The sequence below is a fragment of the Chryseobacterium viscerum genome (assembly GCF_025949665.1).
GTDB classification, from domain to species: Bacteria; Bacteroidota; Bacteroidia; order Flavobacteriales; family Weeksellaceae; genus Chryseobacterium; species Chryseobacterium viscerum_A.
Genome location: NZ_JAPDFT010000005.1, coordinates 80087 through 97763, shown reverse-complemented (window position 1 = coordinate 97763; position 17677 = coordinate 80087). Strand labels below are relative to the sequence as shown.

The 17677-nt window shown below is 37.4% G+C and carries 16 protein-coding genes and 5 tRNA genes; 15 read left to right on the top strand and 6 right to left on the bottom strand.

Annotated features, from left to right (window positions below; genetic code table 11):
* The first annotated feature begins 200 nt into the window (after nt 1–200).
* From OL225_RS20285 to OL225_RS20255, 7 genes are all read left to right on the top strand, one after another.
* Nucleotides 201–455, top strand: a complete 255-nt coding sequence (locus OL225_RS20285) for a FeoA family protein (RefSeq protein WP_047377957.1) — start codon at nt 201–203, stop codon at nt 453–455.
* Entirely contained in the window at nt 455–2488 is a 2034-nt protein-coding gene (gene feoB, locus OL225_RS20280) for a ferrous iron transport protein B (protein WP_264519389.1), read from the top strand. Before OL225_RS20285 ends, feoB begins: the two co-directional genes overlap by 1 nt.
* Nucleotides 2489–2705: 217 nt before the next feature.
* Nucleotides 2706–3722, top strand: a complete 1017-nt coding sequence (locus tag OL225_RS20275; RefSeq protein ID WP_264519388.1) for a DUF4421 domain-containing protein — start codon at nt 2706–2708, stop codon at nt 3720–3722.
* Between the two features lie 68 nt (nt 3723–3790).
* Complete coding sequence (gene glmM, locus OL225_RS20270; RefSeq protein WP_264519387.1) at nt 3791–5173, top strand: phosphoglucosamine mutase; 1383 nt, start codon at nt 3791–3793, stop codon at nt 5171–5173.
* A 21-nt stretch (nt 5174–5194) separates the two neighbouring features.
* A complete protein-coding gene (locus OL225_RS20265) occupies nt 5195–5800 on the top strand; it encodes a Crp/Fnr family transcriptional regulator (RefSeq protein ID WP_264519386.1) in 606 nt (201 codons plus the stop codon).
* Nucleotides 5801–6040: 240 nt separating this feature from the next.
* Complete coding sequence (locus OL225_RS20260) at nt 6041–7009, top strand: quinone oxidoreductase family protein (protein WP_264519385.1); 969 nt, start codon at nt 6041–6043, stop codon at nt 7007–7009.
* 207 nt (nt 7010–7216) lie between these two features.
* Nucleotides 7217–8599 carry a tetratricopeptide repeat protein gene (locus OL225_RS20255; protein WP_264519384.1) on the top strand — a complete coding sequence of 461 codons (1383 nt, stop codon included), beginning with the start codon at nt 7217–7219 and terminating at the stop codon, nt 8597–8599.
* Between the two features lie 46 nt (nt 8600–8645).
* Here OL225_RS20255 and OL225_RS20250 read toward each other — a convergent pair whose 3' ends face one another.
* Genes OL225_RS20250 through OL225_RS20235 form a run of 4 tightly spaced genes read right to left on the bottom strand, consistent with a single transcriptional unit; the run spans nt 8646 to nt 11516 of the window.
* On the bottom strand, nt 8646–9512 hold the full coding sequence (locus OL225_RS20250) for a hypothetical protein (RefSeq protein WP_264519383.1): 867 nt from the start codon (nt 9510–9512) through the stop codon (nt 8646–8648).
* Between the two features lie 47 nt (nt 9513–9559).
* Complete coding sequence (locus OL225_RS20245; RefSeq protein WP_264519382.1) at nt 9560–10438, bottom strand: DMT family transporter; 879 nt, start codon at nt 10436–10438, stop codon at nt 9560–9562.
* A complete protein-coding gene (aat, locus tag OL225_RS20240; protein WP_264519381.1) occupies nt 10425–11078 on the bottom strand; it encodes a leucyl/phenylalanyl-tRNA--protein transferase in 654 nt (217 codons plus the stop codon). The genes OL225_RS20245 and aat overlap by 14 nt, the downstream gene beginning before the upstream one ends.
* A 60-nt stretch (nt 11079–11138) precedes the next feature.
* Nucleotides 11139–11516 (bottom strand): DUF3127 domain-containing protein, encoded by a 378-nt coding sequence (locus tag OL225_RS20235; RefSeq protein WP_047377967.1) that lies wholly within the window; start codon nt 11514–11516, stop codon nt 11139–11141.
* A 179-nt stretch (nt 11517–11695) separates the two neighbouring features.
* On the opposite strand from OL225_RS20235, the gene OL225_RS20230 reads away from it, so the two are divergent.
* The 5 genes from OL225_RS20230 to OL225_RS20210 all read left to right on the top strand — a co-directional run bounded on the left by OL225_RS20230 (nt 11696) and on the right by OL225_RS20210 (nt 12308).
* A tRNA-Leu gene (locus OL225_RS20230) sits at nt 11696–11777 on the top strand.
* Nucleotides 11778–11781: 4 nt separating this feature from the next.
* Nucleotides 11782–11857 (top strand) — tRNA-Gly (locus OL225_RS20225).
* A gap of 6 nt (nt 11858–11863) precedes the next feature.
* Nucleotides 11864–11947: transfer RNA gene (locus OL225_RS20220), tRNA-Leu, on the top strand.
* Between the two features lie 120 nt (nt 11948–12067).
* A tRNA-Leu gene (locus OL225_RS20215) sits at nt 12068–12149 on the top strand.
* Nucleotides 12150–12224: 75 nt separating this feature from the next.
* Nucleotides 12225–12308 (top strand) — tRNA-Leu (locus OL225_RS20210).
* Nucleotides 12309–12355: 47 nt separating this feature from the next.
* Here the strand turns inward: OL225_RS20210 and OL225_RS20205 are convergent.
* Nucleotides 12356–12988, bottom strand: coding sequence for a helix-turn-helix domain-containing protein (locus OL225_RS20205; RefSeq protein ID WP_047377968.1), 633 nt, complete (start codon nt 12986–12988; stop codon nt 12356–12358).
* Between the two features lie 329 nt (nt 12989–13317).
* On the opposite strand from OL225_RS20205, the gene OL225_RS20200 reads away from it, so the two are divergent.
* The 3 genes from OL225_RS20200 to OL225_RS20190 are packed head-to-tail and all read left to right on the top strand — an operon-like array spanning nt 13318 to nt 15643.
* Nucleotides 13318–13686: a hypothetical protein gene (locus OL225_RS20200; protein ID WP_047377969.1), complete on the top strand. Its 369-nt coding sequence runs from the start codon at nt 13318–13320 to the stop codon at nt 13684–13686.
* A 41-nt stretch (nt 13687–13727) separates the two neighbouring features.
* A complete protein-coding gene (locus OL225_RS20195; RefSeq protein ID WP_047377970.1) occupies nt 13728–15143 on the top strand; it encodes a PLP-dependent aminotransferase family protein in 1416 nt (471 codons plus the stop codon).
* Between the two features lie 14 nt (nt 15144–15157).
* Nucleotides 15158–15643, top strand: coding sequence for a GNAT family N-acetyltransferase (locus tag OL225_RS20190; RefSeq protein WP_264519380.1), 486 nt, complete (start codon nt 15158–15160; stop codon nt 15641–15643).
* A 76-nt stretch (nt 15644–15719) separates the two neighbouring features.
* On the opposite strand, the gene OL225_RS20185 is transcribed toward OL225_RS20190, so the two are convergent.
* On the bottom strand, nt 15720–17573 hold the full coding sequence (locus OL225_RS20185) for an alkaline phosphatase family protein (protein ID WP_264519379.1): 1854 nt from the start codon (nt 17571–17573) through the stop codon (nt 15720–15722).
* Between the last annotated feature and the right edge of the window lie 104 nt (nt 17574–17677).

Genomic DNA, 17677 nt, shown 5'->3' with positions numbered 1-17677 from the left:
GTCCAAACTTTTTGGCACCTTCTTTTTTATTAAACATTATTATTTATTAAACATTATTAGTATCTCTCCATAAAAAAATATTCAAATTTTCAATTCTTAAGTGAAGGCTTGACTATTCAAACAACCTCTTTTCTTTTATCCCCAAACGTTATTTAGATTAAATTTAAATAGCGTATATTTGCAGGACTAAAAATTAGGCTTTGAAAGAGAAAGGATTACATAAATTAAGTGGATTCCCTAAAAACAAAATGGGGAAGATATTGGGGTATGATAACGACCATCTGAAAATGCCCAATAAAATTATTGAAATGGGACTTCTTCCGGAAACCACTTTCAGAATTTTGTATCAGGCTCCGTTCAGCGGGCCAATGTATGTGGAGTTTGGAGCAGAAAAAAGCCGGATTGCTCTTCGCGAGGAAGAAGGAGATTACATCATTGTTGAAGAATTGAATTAATGCAGGAAAACAAGAAAAAACAGATACTTTTAGTCGGAAATCCTAATGTAGGAAAGTCAACGGTTTTCAATACGCTTTGCAACAAAAAGCAGAAGACCGGGAACTATGCCGGCGTTACCGTTGCAAGTCATTCGGGGAACTATACTTATAAAAATGAAGAAGTGGAGGTGATAGACCTTCCAGGTTCTTACAGTGTATACCCGAGTTCAGAAGATGAAGCTATTTTTTCCAAATACCTTATCGATGAGCAGAAAAGCTACGCAGGAGTTGTTTATATTCTTGAAGCATTAAGTTTAAAAAGAGGACTGCTTCTGTTTCAGCAGATTCAGGATCTTGGAATTCCAATGATTCTGATTGTCAATCAGATTGATCAGGCAGAAAGAAGAGGAATCACCATCGATATTCAAAAATTTTCCGAAGCATTGGGGATTAAAATTATCCAGACCAATGCCAAGGAGCAGATCGGGATTGAGGAAGTAAGAGAAGCTGTTTACAATAATGAATTTGTAAAAACAGATCATGTTTCTTTTGAAACACCGAACGAACATAGAGATTTTATTCAGAAACTTGCAGCACATAAAGGTTTCGATAATGAATATAAAGCCTGGATGAGCCTTTCATTGGGAACAGACCTTAGCAGAATAAGCTCAGTAATGGAACAGCTAAACGAATCCGATTCTAAAAGCTTAGTACCGAAAAGATTACAGGTTCAGGAAACTGTAAGACGATATCAAAATGTAGACCGAATACTGGAAGATGTCATTTCTAAAAAAGTTCAATTCAAAGAATTATTAACTGAAAAACTGGATAAAGTTTTAGTACATAAATTCTGGGGCTATGTAGTCTTTTTAGCGATCTTACTGGTTATTTTCCAAAGTGTTTTCTTCCTTGCAGAATTTCCTATGAGCTGGATCGAAGAGTCCTTCTCCTGGCTGGCAGCGTTTACAAGTGAACACCTTCCTGAAGGACCAATTAATTCACTGATTTCAAACGGAATCGTTCCCGGAATCGGAGGAATTGTCGTTTTTGCACCACAGATCGGAATTCTGTTGTATTTCCTTTATCTGCTGGAAGATTCAGGATATATGGCCAGAGTTGTATTTCTGATGGACAGATTACTTCGTCCGTTCGGGCTAAATGGGAAAAGTATTGTTCCGCTGGTATCGGGAACTGCCTGTGCTATTCCTGCGGTAATTTCCACAAGAAACATTGAAAATGTAAAAGAAAGATTGCTGACCATATTGGTAACACCATTTATGACCTGTTCTGCGAGACTCCCGGTTTACAGTATCATTATCGGATTGATCATCTCAGAAGGAACATTTTTAGGAATCAAATATAAAGCCCTGGTTTTGATGGGAATGTATCTCCTGGGCTTCTTAGTCGCTTTATTCTCTGCAGCAATCCTTAAAAGATTTATTAAAAGTAAAGGAAAAACATATCTGGTAATGGACCTTCCGGCCTATAAAAAACCACTTTTCGGCTACGACTTTAAAATGGTTTTAGGAAAAGTATGGGACTTTATTACAGGAGCCGGAAAAATAATTTTCATTGTAAGTGTCATTATCTGGTTCTTAAGCTATTTCGGCCCAAGCCAGAAAACAGATGAATTTGTAGCAACAGATGTTCACCTTGATCATTCTTACCTTGCCAAAATGGGTAAAGGAATAGAACCAGTTATCGCTCCGTTAGGGTACGATTGGAAAATGGGGGTAGGAATTCTTACAAGTTTCGTAGCAAGAGAAGTTTTCGTAGGAACAATGTCTACACTTTACAGCCTGGAAGATGATGCTCCGGAAGTAAAAGTAATTGATAAAATGAGAAGAGATGTAAAACCGAACGGAGAAAAAGTCTTCAGTTTTGCAACCGGAATCTCGGTTCTTCTTTTCTATGCATTTGCAATGCAGTGTGTTTCTACACTTGCAGTAGTCTACAGAGAAACCAAAAGCTGGAAATGGACCGGCTTTCAGGTAGTCATGATGACAGGTTTGGCATATTTTGTGTCGATGATAGTATATCAGATTTTAAAGTAATGGAATCATCATTAATCATTCAATACGTACTTATTGCATTAGTTGTAGCATTCGCCTGCTACTCTTTATTTAAAGTACTTAAAAAGAATTTCGCACCTAAGAAGTTCAGTTCCAAAAGAACCAACTGCGATAAAGATTGCGGCTGTTCTTAATATTGGGTTCATCGGATAATTGAAAAAAATGTAGTAAATTCATTTTTCTAATGTAAATTATTAATTTGAATTTAATAAAAGCAGGATTGCTCGTCCTATTTTCTTTATTTACCGCTCAGGGGAAAGCACAATCTGACACCACAAATACCAAGTCCTATGCAGATCAGGTAATGATTCGCATGAACCTTGACACCAATATTGAGAGTTACATTTTCTCGGAAGGAGAAGGTAAAAACACCAATGAAACAATCCTCTCAATCAATAATAAAACTAAGACATCCTTTTCAGTCGATTATAGAATTATAAGTGCGACGGTGTCCTTTTCGCCTAGATTTTTAGAAGAAAATAATGACGATGAAATGAAAGGAAAGAGCTCTTATACCGATTTGAGCTTCAGATTTTTCCCGGGAAGATTTATCCAGAATGTTTATTATAAAAATGTAAGAGGTTTTTATGTAGAAAACATGAAAGATCTGTCCCCTGAATGGCAGGAAGGAAGAGATCCATACATTCAGTTTCCGGATTTAAGGGTTCAAACCTTTGGTGGGTCTACCTCCTATATTCTCAATAAAAATTTTTCAGCAAGAAGCATCTATACACAAGGAGAATGGCAGAAGAAAAGCAGTGGAAGCTGGGTGCCATTCCTGGATTATGACCTTACCATTTTCAGAAATACAATTGACGGGGTAAAAAGCAAAGAGACTCAATATAATATCGGCGGAAATATAGGATATTTCTATAATTGGGTCATTGGAAAGAATGTCAATATTTCACCTTATCTGGCTTTAGGAATTGGAGGAAAGTTTTCCAGTTACAGGGATATTCAGAATGAAGGAGTCAAAGAAAATGCCCAGTATGCAACCATAAGAATGCAGGGTGGTCTTCATGTAGGGTACAATACAGACCGGTTTTTATTCGGAGGTAAAATGAATTTTAAGACCTATGCCTATGATCAGAAAAATAACCAGGCAGTAGAAAATAATAACCTCTATGGACTGTTATATATAGGGTATCGTTTTGCACCACCGAAAGTTGTAAAAAATACCTACGATAAAATCCAAAAAAAGATTCCTGTTTTATAAGTTGAAAGGTCTTTTAAGTATCTTTGCGTTGGAAAATTTAGAAAGAACAAAATAAAAGTAAAAACATCATGTCATTAATAAAATCTATTTCCGGGATTCGCGGAACCATTGGTGGTAAAGTAAATGATAACTTAACACCGCTGGATGTAGTAAAATTTGCATCCGCATTCGGAACCTGGCTTCAGAATAATAAAAACAAAAAAGATCTTACCCTTGTCATCGGAAGAGATGCCAGAATTTCTGGTCAGATGGTTTCTTCTTTAGTAACTGCTACATTGCAGGGATTGGGGATTAATGTGGTAGATCTTGGCCTTTCTACAACGCCAACAGTTGAAATAATGGTTCCTGAGCTGAATGCAGACGGAGGAATCATCCTTACCGCTTCCCACAACCCAAAACAGTGGAATGCTCTTAAATTATTGAACGAAAAAGGAGAATTCATCACCGGGGAAAACGGAGCTGAAGTATTAGCTTTAGCAGAAAGTGAAGACTTCAACTATGCTGAAGTAGATGATCTTGGAAAATACGAAACAAGAGACGATGCTTTTGATATCCATATTCAGCAGATTCTGGATTTACCAATGGTAGATGTAGAAGCGATCAAAGCTAAAAACTTTAAAGTAGCCCTGGATGCTGTAAACTCTACAGGAGGTATTGCCATTCCTATGCTTTTGGATAAATTAGGTTGTGAAACCATCAAATTATACTGTGAGCCTACAGGACACTTCCCACACAATCCTGAACCATTGAAAGAACATTTGGGAGACATCTGTGAATTGATGAAGAAAGAAAAAGCAGACGTGGGGGTTGTAGTAGATCCGGATGTAGACAGATTAGCCCTGATTGATGAAAAGGGAGAAATGTTTGGTGAAGAATATACCTTGGTAGCTGTTGCTGATTATCTGTTAAAACACAAAAAAGGAGCTGCTATTTCCAATCTTTCTTCCAGCCGTGCTTTGAGAGATGTAGCGCGTTCTCATGACTCAGAATACTTTGCCAGTGCCGTGGGAGAAGTAAACGTAGTGACTTTGATGAAAGAGAAAAATGCTGTGATCGGAGGAGAAGGAAACGGAGGAATTATCTATCCTGATTTACATTACGGAAGAGACTCTTTAGTAGGGGTTGCACTATTCTTAACGCATTTAGCTAAAGAAAATAAAACTGTTTCTGAACTAAGAGCAGGATATCCAAGCTATTTCATGGGTAAAAAGAAAATAGAACTGACTCCGGAGATTGATGTAGATGCTATTTTAAGCAAAATGGAGCAGGAATATCAGAATGAAGAAGTTTCTACAGTAGACGGTGTTAAAATAGACTTTGAAAACAACTGGGTTCACCTTAGAAAATCTAACACAGAGCCGATTATCAGAATTTATACTGAAGCTCAGTCTCAGGAAGAGGCTGATCAGTTAGGAGATAATATCATTGCTAAAATTAAGAGTTTAATCTAAAAAATACAAAAAGAACGGACAATGAGTCCGTTCTTTTTTATATCAGGCATGTTTGAGCATATCAAAAAAAGATTTCCCTTCCCTAAAGAAAAATGGAGAAAATTTCTGGGCCGTTTTGAACGTATGGAAGTTCCCGCCAAAACCTTACTTTTAAAAGAAGATGAGGTTTCCTGTAATGCCTATTATATTGAAAAAGGAATGGTGAGAGCCTGGTATAATAATGATGGAAAAGACGTAACCTTTCAGTTTTTTCTTGAAAATACAATGTTCTCATCCCTTGAAAGCTTCAAAAAAGGCTTGCCTAGTATGGTGTCATTTGAGACTATAGAGCCTTGTATTTTATACAAAATCAACAAACCAGATGTGGAAGCGTTTCTGGAAGAAGTCTATGAAAATCCGGAGCTCCGAAATCTCTTTATGGATGCACTTTTTGAAAGGGTATTCGATTATATGAAACATTTCTTTTCCTTCATTAAAGATACGCCACAGCAGAGATACCTGAACCTGGTAAAACAAAAGCCGGAGATTATCAAAAGAGTTCCCCAGCACTATATTGCCTCCTATCTCGGTATTACAACCGTACATCTCAGCAGAATCAAAAGCAAAATATTGAAAGAGAAACTTTAAAGTGCTGGAAGAGGGAAGCCAGAAGCTGGAGGTTTTATAATGATAATACATAAATCCATATTTTTCTAGTTGCATTTTCATTTATTCTTTACTAAATGAAGTCCGTTTCTACACAATGGGCTTCGAGAGCTCCCAGAATCCCTCTTCCCGCTTCCTTTCCAAAACAAAACCCATAACTCATAACAAATGTTATCGTTCCACTGTGTTCATCCCTCATAATTTTGTATAAAAATTAAAAGAATGAAAGCAGCAGTAGTATTTGAAAAAGGAAGTATCCCTCAATACGCAGATTTCCCGGAGCCTGAAGTACAGGAAAATGAAATTTTGGTTTCAGTAAAAGCAGCCTCCATTAAAAATCTCGACAGAGCCAGGGCGGGAGGAAATCACTATTCAACAGAAAATCAGGAACATCAGCCAATGGTTATTGGAACAGATGGGGCAGGATATCTTGAAAACGGAAATAAAGTCTATTTTTTCAGCAAAAAAGGAACGGTATCCGAAAAAGCCGCAGCAGATAAAAAAATGATCATTCCGATTCCTGAAGAACTTGATTTTTCTTTAGCGGCCGCATTACCAAACGCCGTTATGGGATCAGCGATGGCCTTGAAATTTAAGGCTGGAATGCAACAGGGTAATACAGTCCTCATTAATGGAGCAACAGGAATCACAGGTAGAATTGCAGTTCAGATTGCCAGACTATATGGAGCGGGGAGAGTTATCGTTACCGGTAGAAATGAAGAATCTCTGCAGTCTTTGCTTGAGTTGGGCGCTGATGAGGTGATTTCACTCAAGCTGGATGATCATGATTTTAAACAAAAGATAAAAGAAATTCACAACCAGACGCTTATAGATATTGTATTGGATTATATCTGGGGTCATTCTGTAGAAATGATATTGTCCGCCTTTAAAGGAGACGGAACTTTTTCCCATAAAACAAAACTGGTAACAATAGGCGGAATGAGCGGAGATACTATTCAGCTTTCTTCACAGATTCTCAGAGGAACTGATATTCAGATTTCAGGATCAGGATTGGGAAGCTGGACGAAAGAAGAATCAGCACTTTTGTTTTCAGAAATCATTCCGGAAATGTATCAGGCAGCCGTAGAAGGAAAAATTAAAATGGAAACAAAAGAGGTTGATATTAAAAATATCGAAGCCTCATGGAATGCGGAGATACAAAGCGGAAAACGGCTGGTGATAAGAATTTAACCCCAATTTCCATTTTTTTATCCACAATCCTTTTATCGGTTTTCTTTTTTTACTATTTTTATAATAGAAATTTATGAAATGGAAAATTCAAAAAAAAGTTGCAACTTTGCATAAATATTTGAATATCAGTTTCAGATGTATTATTAACTAACCGTTTGCCGAGGTTTGTAAGCAAATTCAGACATCAGGCCGACAAAGAGGACACTATTGGAAGAGTATTTTGGAAATGAACTTGTAAAAAAGTTCGAGGAAATGATGGAAAACAATGACGAATTCTACTTCGATACCGAAGAGTTAGAAGACATCATCGTTTATTATTTGGAGCTTGGTGATTTTAATTACGCTGATATGGCGGTTAATTATGGTCTAAAGCTTCATCCCAATTCGTTGGATATTAAGATCAAAAAACTTGAAATCCTTCTGGAGTGGGAAGAGTATAATATGGCGAAGGAACTAATCAACGAGTTAAAAGGTGCTTCTATGGAGAACACAGACTTTTTGGTTTGTTACGCCAAATATTATTCGAGCTTAGGAAATCCCAGAAAATCCATTGAAATTTGTAAAAAAGCTTTGACATTAGAGGAAGAAGAAAACTTTCTCCACAACTTTATTGCGGATGAATATGTGAATCTCGGAGATCCTTTTAACGCCCTTAAACATTACAGAAAAGCACTGAAAGAAGATCCAACGGATGAATATTCGCTGGAAAACTGTATGGTGTGTTTCAGTGACCTGAATAAGAGCGAGGAGGCTATAGCCTTTCTTAATGAATATTTAGATGAATTCCCTTATTCTGAAACCGCTTGGTTTGAATACGGACAATTCTATTTCAACAGAAAAAATTATGATGAAGCCATAAGAGGCTACGATTATTTGTTGGCAATCAACTCAAACTCTGTAGGAGTGTATGCCAATAAATCAGCCTGTTATGAAGCCATGGGACAATACCAGAAAGCTATCGATACTTATGAAGAAATGCTGGAACTGGAATACACAAAAGCATTTACTTTTTATAAGATCGGATTGTGCAATAAGGCATTAAAACAGCCTATTCTAGCTTTAAACGCATTCCAGAAATCATTGAGAGAAGACCCTCAGTTTTATCTTGCAATGATGGAGCAGTCTTATCTTTATGAAGAAATGGGCGGAATGTCTGAAGCATTGCATTATGCTAAAGAAGCTACCCAGCTGAATGAAAACAATCTTGATTACCAAAAAAGATTAGCGTTTCTATTCATCGATTCAGGAAAGTTTGAAGAAAGCCTTTCCTGTCTTAAAAAGCTCGTAGATGCAGAACCTACAAGGTTCTACAACTGGTATGCCTACTCAGAAGTTTTGATGTTGGTAGGAGAGTACGAAGATGCGGTAACTGTTTTGAACAGTGCCATAAAAAAGCACCACAGAGCTGAGCTGTTTTATCAGTTGAGTAATTGTTTTTTCAATCTGAAAGATCAGGATAAAGGAACAGAATCACTTCAGAAAGCATTAGACCTTGATCCGTCTTTAGTTAAGGATATGCAGAAAAAATATCCTTTCATTAAAGATGAAGTGAAAAAAGTTAAGGCTACTAAAGTGAAGAAAAAGAATTAGATCAATCTAAAAAATAATAGAAAAACCTGCAGAAATGCAGGTTTTTTTATTGATAGTTGTATTCGTAGATGAATTTATCAGGAGCACTTGTTAGAGGGTTTCCATTAACGTCAAGTAATTGTCTGTCTTCTACAGACGGATAACCTGCGGTATTAAATGTAGTGGTATATTTATGAGAAGTTGTTCCTGTTCCGGTACCTCCACCGGCCGTGGTATTGGTAAACTGCCCTTTATAAGTGCTTAAGCTGTTTTTTATATTTGAAAACAACATGCTTACCCCGTCACTGCTTTCATTTCCATTGAATATGATTTTATCAAAGCCCTTTACATTTTTAAAAGGATAGTTTTTATCCGTGTAAGTATAGGTCTCTTTTTCTGTGTAATTAACTGTATTTCCATTGACTGTTCCTGTTCCTGAACCCACATTGCTTACCATATTTCCATTGCTGTACGTAAAAACACTGTTGATCGTAGAAGAGCCGGCAGTTCCTGAATTCGTTTGTCTTTTTACACTGATTTCTGCAGTACTTGTGTAAGTGTAGGTAAATGCAACCGTGTTCTGTATGGTACCGGTAGTAGAATATTCCTTCGTAACCGCTGTTGCCATACGTCCGTTAGAATAGCTGTATTCAGCTGCGCTTTCAAGAACGTTGTTTTCGTAGTGTTTAATACCGGTAACATAATCATCAGTATAAGTGAATTCAATTCTTTGCCCATGATTAATATTGTTAATCATGCTGATGATTTTGGTTCCGTTGTAATTGATTTTCATTACAATACCATCCATAGTCATCCTTGTAGGAAGAATTACACTTTGATTGGAGGGGTCACTGTTGTCAAAAGGAGTATCGTCAGAAGAAGAACAAGAAAGTGTTAATAAGGCTATTGAGCCACAAAGTAGAATTTTTTTCATAGTTATAAGTTAAATCAGTCAAATATAATTTAATTTATAATATGATTTTATTTTTTTGTATTTGTTCTTAAAAACAGAAGTCCGGCAATAATGATTCCTGCTCCTATAAATTGTAAATAAGTTAGTTTCTCACCATCCAAAATTCCCCATATGATAGCAACAATAGGCATTACTAAAGTAACCGTAGATGCAAAAAGAGGGGTGGAAACTTTCAGCAAGCGGTAATTCATCATCATTGCCAGCCCGGTTCCAAAAACCGATAAAAGGCTCACAAACATAAGGCCCATCAGATTATCTTTCGAAAAACTTAACTCCGAAAAGAATCCGGTGCCCGTCAATGCAATAATGGAAGGAAATAATAGGACAAAAGAGAAAACAAAAGCTGATAAAACAGTGGAAGAAACCTCCATAAGCTTTGATTTGACGGTCGTTGTGCTCAGGGCATAGCATAAAGTAGCCAATAATAAAAGCATGATTGGGATCATTTTCAATTCCCCGCCGTCTCCGCCGCCAAATGCTAGAATGCAGACTCCCGTGAAACTTATTAATGTTCCTATGATTTGTTTTTTTGTCGTTTCAAACTTCCATACCAACCCTCCTACAATAATCACAAAAATTGGCATCATAGAGTTGATGATTCCCGCAATGCTGCTGCTGACTTCAGTTTCTGCGATTGGAAAAAGGAACATCGGAATAAAATTTCCTGTAAAAGCAGCCAAAATTAACCATTTCAGATGTTTTTTGGGGAAAAGTTTATAATTTGAAATGGCAATCGGAAGTAAAATAATCCCGGCAATAAGAACTCTTAAAGATCCTACCTGAAAAGGATTAAAATGCTCGAGAGATTTTTTGATCAAAATAAAGGATGATCCCCAGATAATACTCAGGATAACCAGAAGAACCCATTTTTCTTTATCCGCGTTCATTATTTTCGTGTAAGATTTTTAGAAATTCTTTTTTAGGAATCATTTTAGCACCCAGACTTTCAAGATGCTCTGTATGAGATTGACAGTCAATCAATTCAATATTATTTTTATTGCTCTCTACAAAGTGGATAAATCCTGCCTTGGAAGCATTGCTCACTTTAGCAAACATGCTTTCTCCACAAAATACACCGCCAATCTGCAATCCATAAAAACCACCTACAAGCTCTTCATCCTGCCACACTTCAATACTTTTGGCCAGGCCATATTCATGAAGCTGAATAAAAGTATGCATCAGCTCATCAGAAAGCCATGTCCCGGACTGGCCTTTTCGGCTCGCCTTTTGACAGTTCCTGATCACTTCCCTGAAATTCCTGTTCTCTGAAAAAGTAAAAACATTCCTGTTTAATATCTTTCTCATTGATTTTGAAACCTTCATTTCTTCAGGAAACAGTACAAATCTTGGATCTGGACACCACCATAGAATTTCTTCTCCGGGATTGTACCAGGGGAAAATACCAAGTTGATAAGCAAACCAGATACGCTCTACAGACAAGTCACCTCCAAAAGCAACCACTCCTTCATGACCATCATACAGCTCAGGGTCAGGAAATGAAATCTCGTTTTCGTCTAATCGAACCATGCTTAGAAAAAAAATCCCACTTCAAAAAGCAGGATTTATATTTGATCTTGTATTCTTTAATTAAAAAGGTAAATCATCATCATCATCTCCTGCAAACGGATTTTCGTTTGAAACTGGAGCTGCAGATTGCTGAGACATTGCCTGAGTAGGTTCTGAAGCATTCTCAGAAACTTTCTCTACTCTCCACCCTGTAATAGAGTTGAAGTATTTAGTTTCACCTTGAGGAGAAACCCATTCTCTACCTCTGATATTGATTCCTACCTTTACGTTTTCTCCTTCTCTAAGGTTATCTAATAAACTGATTTTATCAGATAAAAATTCTATGTTTATCGGCTGTGGATACTGTTCTTGAGTTAAAATAACCATTTCTCTTTTTTGAAACCCGCTCGCAAATGTTTGAGCATCAAAAAGTTTCTTTACCGTTCCTTGTAATTCCATATCGTAAATATTAACGATGTAAAAGTAAGAAAATGAAATGTAATAAAAGGTGCCGTGAAAAAAAAATGTAGAAATTTTAATTTTTTTTCTTGAAAAGTTTGGTAGTAAAGGAAATTGCCCTATATTTGCACTCACAAAAACGAAGCAAGCTCTTTAAAACTTACAATATAAAAAAACCAGCGGATGTGGTGTAATTGGTAGCCACGCCAGACTTAGGATCTGGTGCCGTGAGGCGTGGGGGTTCGAGTCCCTTCATCCGCACTATGCGAAAATAGCTCAGCTGGTAGAGCACAACCTTGCCAAGGTTGGGGTCGCGGGTTCGAATCCCGTTTTTCGCTCCACACCATGCCCTGGTGGTGGAACTGGTAGACACGCAGGACTTAAAATCCTGTGTCCGCAAGGACGTACGGGTTCAAGTCCCGTCTGGGGTACAAGACCCTCTGTAATATCTTACGGAGGGTTTTTTGTTTTAATAGAGAGCGTTCTTTAAATAAAAGTCTTATATTTGTAAGAAATATAGTCCGAATTTGTAAAAACAGATCGGTAAATCAGCGGATGTGGTGTAATTGGTAGCCACGCCAGACTTAGGATCTGGTGCCGTGAGGCGTGGGGGTTCGAGTCCCTTCATCCGCACTATGCGAAAAGGCTCTTAAGAGTCATTCAAAAGGTTGGAACCTAGGTTCGGATCTTTTTTTTTGCCCACACCATGCCCTGGTGGTGGAACTGGTAGACACGCAGGACTTAAAATCCTGTGTCCGCAAGGACGTACGGGTTCAAGTCCCGTCTGGGGTACAAGTCCCTCTGTAATCTGATTACGGAGGGATTTTTGTTTATAGCCTCTATAATATCTGGTCGTTTCCGGCTTTCTTTTCCAGTCTTTCCAGCCTTTCAAAAATACTGGTGAAAATATTCTTGTCTGCTGTGGAAACATATCCTACAATCTTATAATATTCCTGAATATTTCCTTTTGTTGATTGATTATCAGAGATATATTGCAGATTCTCATTTGTATACACCAATAATTTATTGATAGGTTCTGTATTCAGACCGGATTTATTTAGAAATACAACATCTCCATATTGATATTGCGGTAATAGATGCTTTTCTGTAGTAAATTCATAGATCAAATCAACAGATGCTAATATTTTTTGCAATATTGACAGGTTAGAACTTTCTGTTGTTATTTGCGTTTCCTTATCATTCTGATTGGTAAATTCCGGGAAAAGCATAAGCTGATCAGTGTTTGAAGCACTTCCCAATTGGCTAGCCTGTAGGGTTTCTGTCAGAAATTTATCAAGATTAAGATTAAAGTGATTCGCAACTTTCAGTATGGTTTCGATTTTTGGTTCTGCACGTCCTTCTTCATAAGAGCTTATAACCCCTCTGTTTAAATCAAACAAGTCTGCAAAAGCCTTTTGGCTTAATCCCTTAACCTGTCGTATTTTCTTAATATTACTTCCAAAGAAGCTCATGTTGTCTAAAATTTTTTGCAAATATAGAGAATGCGATACAAATGGTTGATAAAAATATTTGCAATTCTGTGCAGTCAAGCATTATCAGATACTTGATATCACAGTATTTTGAAGGAAGGAATAAAGTTTGCACAATCTGATTTAAGAATATAAAGAGCAAAAAATATAGTTCCTTATTATATCAATTTCTGGTCTGGCTGTTGAACTGTTTCTGTTCGCATAACAAATTCCAGTTAATAGAATATATTCTGTACCCATAATATTGTATAGTTCTGTATCTGTATCCAAAATTAAATCCTTCATAATTTTGTTTAGCTAAAGAAGAAAATATGGAAACAATCACTCAACATCAGAAACAGTTTCAATATGCTGAGGCTTATGTATCAGACATGTTGGTGCTGAAAAACATTTTTCTGGAAACACAGAATTTGAAGAAAGCAGACCAAAATTTCGGACTTCCTTTTCTTTTGGCTAAAAATGGCAGGGAAGTCATTGCTTTTGCCAGTCTTATCATTAATGAAAAGAATGAAATTTCTTTTAAAATCTATGATAAAAACAGAATGACAGAAGCCGAAAAAAGAAACTTTTTTTCCCGGGCTGAACGATATTGCAAAAATAATAATACGCCCAATTTCAAGGATCCGGAACAATTAAGAAGTAGTATCAACAGTATGATCAGCTGGCTGAATCCTGAATAAAAACAGGATAAAATTGTACATTTACTTAAAACCCTGATTCTATGTCTAAAGATGTTCTGTACCTTAAAATAGCCAATTCTGTCACAGAGCAGATCAAAAGTGAAACCCTGCAGTTTGGTGACAGGCTGCCTTCACTGAGAAGTGCCCAGAAGTTATACAATGTAAGCCTGAATACCATAAAACAGGCCTATATGGAACTGGAAAGCCGTTCTCTGGTAGAATCACGTCCTAAATATGGATACTATGTAAGCCAGACCTCCCAGCGAAAACTGGCGCTGCCTTCCGTAGCTCAGATAAAAGTTTCAGAAGGAAAAAATACACCTCAGGATCTGATTGATAAAGTATTCGGGAGTATTGGAGGAACGGATGTCACACAGTTTGCTCTTGGGATTCCGGGGAAAAGTCTTCTTCCGGTGGCTAAGATGAAGAAATGTATGATTGATGTAATGAAAAGGAAAAGCGACAGTGGGACCAATTATGAACCCGTGCAGGGAAGCGAAGTGCTGCGTCGGGAAATCGCCAAATGGTCAATGGTCATGGAAGGGAAAATCACAGAAGATGATCTTGTCATTACTTCCGGAGCGATGAATGCCGTTTATAATTGCTTAATGGCTGTGACACAACCAGGAGATTCGGTAGCGGTGGAAAGTCCTGTATATTTTGGAATCCTTCAGGCTATTCAGTTATTGGGATTGAAGGCGGTAGAAATTCCTACTCATCCCATTACAGGAGTGGATCTGGATGCTTTAAAAAAAGTTCTTCCGAAACTCTCTGCATGTTGTTTTGTGGTGAACTATAATAATCCGCTAGGATTTCAAATGCCTGATGAGAACAAAAAAGAGCTGGTTAAAATGCTCACCGAGCACAATGTTCCTTTGGTAGAAGATGATGTCTACGGAAACATTTATTTCGGAGCGGGAAGACCGAAACCGTGTAAGTTTTATGATGAAGCAGGAATTGTGATGTGGGTAGGCTCGGTTTCCAAAACATTGGCACCTGGCTTTAGAGTAGGATGGGTGGCCCCGGGAAAATTTAAAGAAAAAATTATCCGTCAGAAACTGGTTCAGACGGTAAGCGGGCCGTCTTTGTTTTCAGATGTGATTGCCGATTTCCTTGCCCACGGACGTTATGATCATCACCTGAGAATGTTCAGAAAAAAGCTGTATGCCAATTACCTGCAGATTCAAAAATCGGTGATTGAATACTTTCCGGATAATACCAAAATCTCAGAGCCAAAAGGCGGTTTTATGCTCTGGCTGGAACTGGATAAGAGAATCTGTACAGAAGATCTTTATGATATCGCAGTAAACCAGAAAGTAAACTTTGCCCCGGGAAGAATGTTTTCACAATATAATCAGTATCAGAACTGTATGCGTCTGAATTATGCATTGGAATGGACAGATAGAGTAGAAAGCGACCTTGAGAAACTGGGCAAAATGATAAAAAACAAAATTTAATAAACCTTATAGCGATGAATGATAGTAAGAATGAAGTAAAAATTGTAGTATACGAACCTCAGTATAAAGAAGCTTTCAAAGCTTTGAATGAAGAATGGATCAAAACATTTTTTGTGATGGAAGCGGGAGATTATAAACTGCTGGATCATCCGGAAGAAGAGATTTTAAATAAAGGAGGACACATTGCCTTTGCTTTGCTGGATGGAGAAGCAGTAGGAACTTGTGCATTAGTAAAAACGGAGGATCATCCCCTTACTTTTGAGCTTTCAAAAATGGCAGTAAGTCCTAAAGCTCAAGGTAAAAAGCTGGGCTATCTGCTAGGAAATGCATTGGTTGAAAAAGCGAAAGAATTAAACGCAGGAAAAGTCTTTTTAGTGACCAATTCAATACTGGTTCCTGCTATTAAACTTTATGAAAAGCTGGGCTTTATTCATACACCTATTGGTCATGCTGAGTACGACCGTGCAGATGTACGGATGGAGCTGATATTTAACAAATAAGCAAAAAAAATATTAGAACTCGGATAGGAATATCCTTGTTCTAATATCAAAATTTAAATCTAATTGCTTTACTGTTTTATTTCTTGATGAAGGTCTTGGTCTGTGACTTTTTGCTTCCGTTAATTTTAATAAAATAAACTCCTGCCGGAAGATTTCCGATATTAATTTTTTCATCATAATATCCTCTTGAAGATTGCAGTTGTGATGCTGAAACAAGAGTTCCTTTACTATCGATAATTTCTGCTTTAATTTCCTTATCTTCAGATGAATACTGAATACCGATGAATGTTGATACTGGATTTGGATATATCTTAAAATCATCAGTGGTTACTTTCGTCTCTTTTGCTGCCAATATTTCTTTTGAACATACAGGTATTCTGTTAACACCATCTATTCCCCATGAAGCCTGTACCGGAATACAAAGCCAGTTCAATACCGTAGGGAAGTGGTCTGTTTCTCTCGTCGTTGAAGTATAATCATAAACTTTGAAATTGTTGACGGTATTGGTGTTATAACTAGGAGAACCTGTTACAGTCATATTATTAGCATTTGGACTTGAATCCGTCAGTGTATTTCCTGAAGTTCCATTACATTTCCAATTGGCTAATAATTGAGAATAATAAGGGTGTGAGGACGTAATATCCTGATTAGCCCAATTCACGATTACATCGTTAGGAAGAGCAGATTTCCAGATTCTCACATCTTTATAGGAAGCCGCAAGGTTTATTCCATAAGTATTTGTTCCATCCTGATTTAAGGTTAAAGGAAGTCCGGAATCAATACTTCCGATGGTGCTCATTTTAGCAAAAGTTACCGGAACACCATCTTCATAAAGAGTTACCAGCCCATCTCTGTCAAAGCTGGCAGCAATATGTTTCCACTTATTGGTTTCTATTTTTCCGCCCACAAGGTCTATTCTGTTGGTGCCATCACCAATATTCATTTTGAATGTCTGCCCTGAGTAGCCTGAGAAAACAAATCCTTTATTTTTCCCATTCGCCCAGTTTTTATTACTGATCATTACCGGATCACTGGAGTACGCAGCATTAGGTTTTACCCAAAACTCAATGGTAAAATCCTGATTGGCTCCGAAATTAAAAGGAGTTTGGTTCGCTGGTTTTGCATAAGTTCCGGCAGGAAAATTCAACTGATTAAATGTCTTATTGGATTCCAGTACCGTTTTACTGATCTGCTGTGGAGTAAATCCTGGATTAGAATATACAGTAAAAATATTTCTCTCAGTAAGGTTTCCTCCTCCATGAGAGCTTTCAATTGCGCCGTGATCGGTGGTTAATACAACCAGCCAGTCTTCATTGTTATAAGAGGGTCTGTTTTTCATGGCAGCAACAATTTCTCCGATATAAGTATCCGTTGTCTTAATAGAAGATACATACTGTGGAACTGTTGATGAGAATCCATAAGAATGTCCCGCATGGTCTACATCATCAAAATCTACGAAGAGAATATCTGGATTATCATTCTGTAAAGCTGTTATTGCCGCATTTTTTACCGCGAGATCTGTTGCCAGATTGGTCTTTACATCAGCGGTTTGAATGATTTTGTCGTTGATGGGTGACCAGTGAGCAAGAGAAATGGTTCTTAGAGCAGGATTATAAGTTTCTGCTCTTGTTAAAAAGTCAGGGTAATTGATGTAGTTCGGATTGGTAAAGTTATTGTCCTGAACATTGTGCTTGGTATGCCATACTCCGGTAAGCATGGTGCTCCATCCGTTTCCGCTCCAGGTAGTGGCAGCGCAAAGTCCGTCGGTAGAATAAATGGACTGATTGATAAGGTTTTGAATGTTGGGAGTAGGGGTAGACATCATGACATCTGCACGACATCCGTCTATACCAATAAATAGAACTTTTTTGGTCTGAGCTCCAAGGAAACAGCTCATTACAACAGCCATTGAGAATAGTTTTGTTTTCATTGGGAAATAGGTTTTTGAAAGCATAAAAGTTTACAAATAGTAATTTATTTTTAATTATTGTAAAATTAGTTTACTATTTGTAAACTTTTGTAAACTGAAAGTTA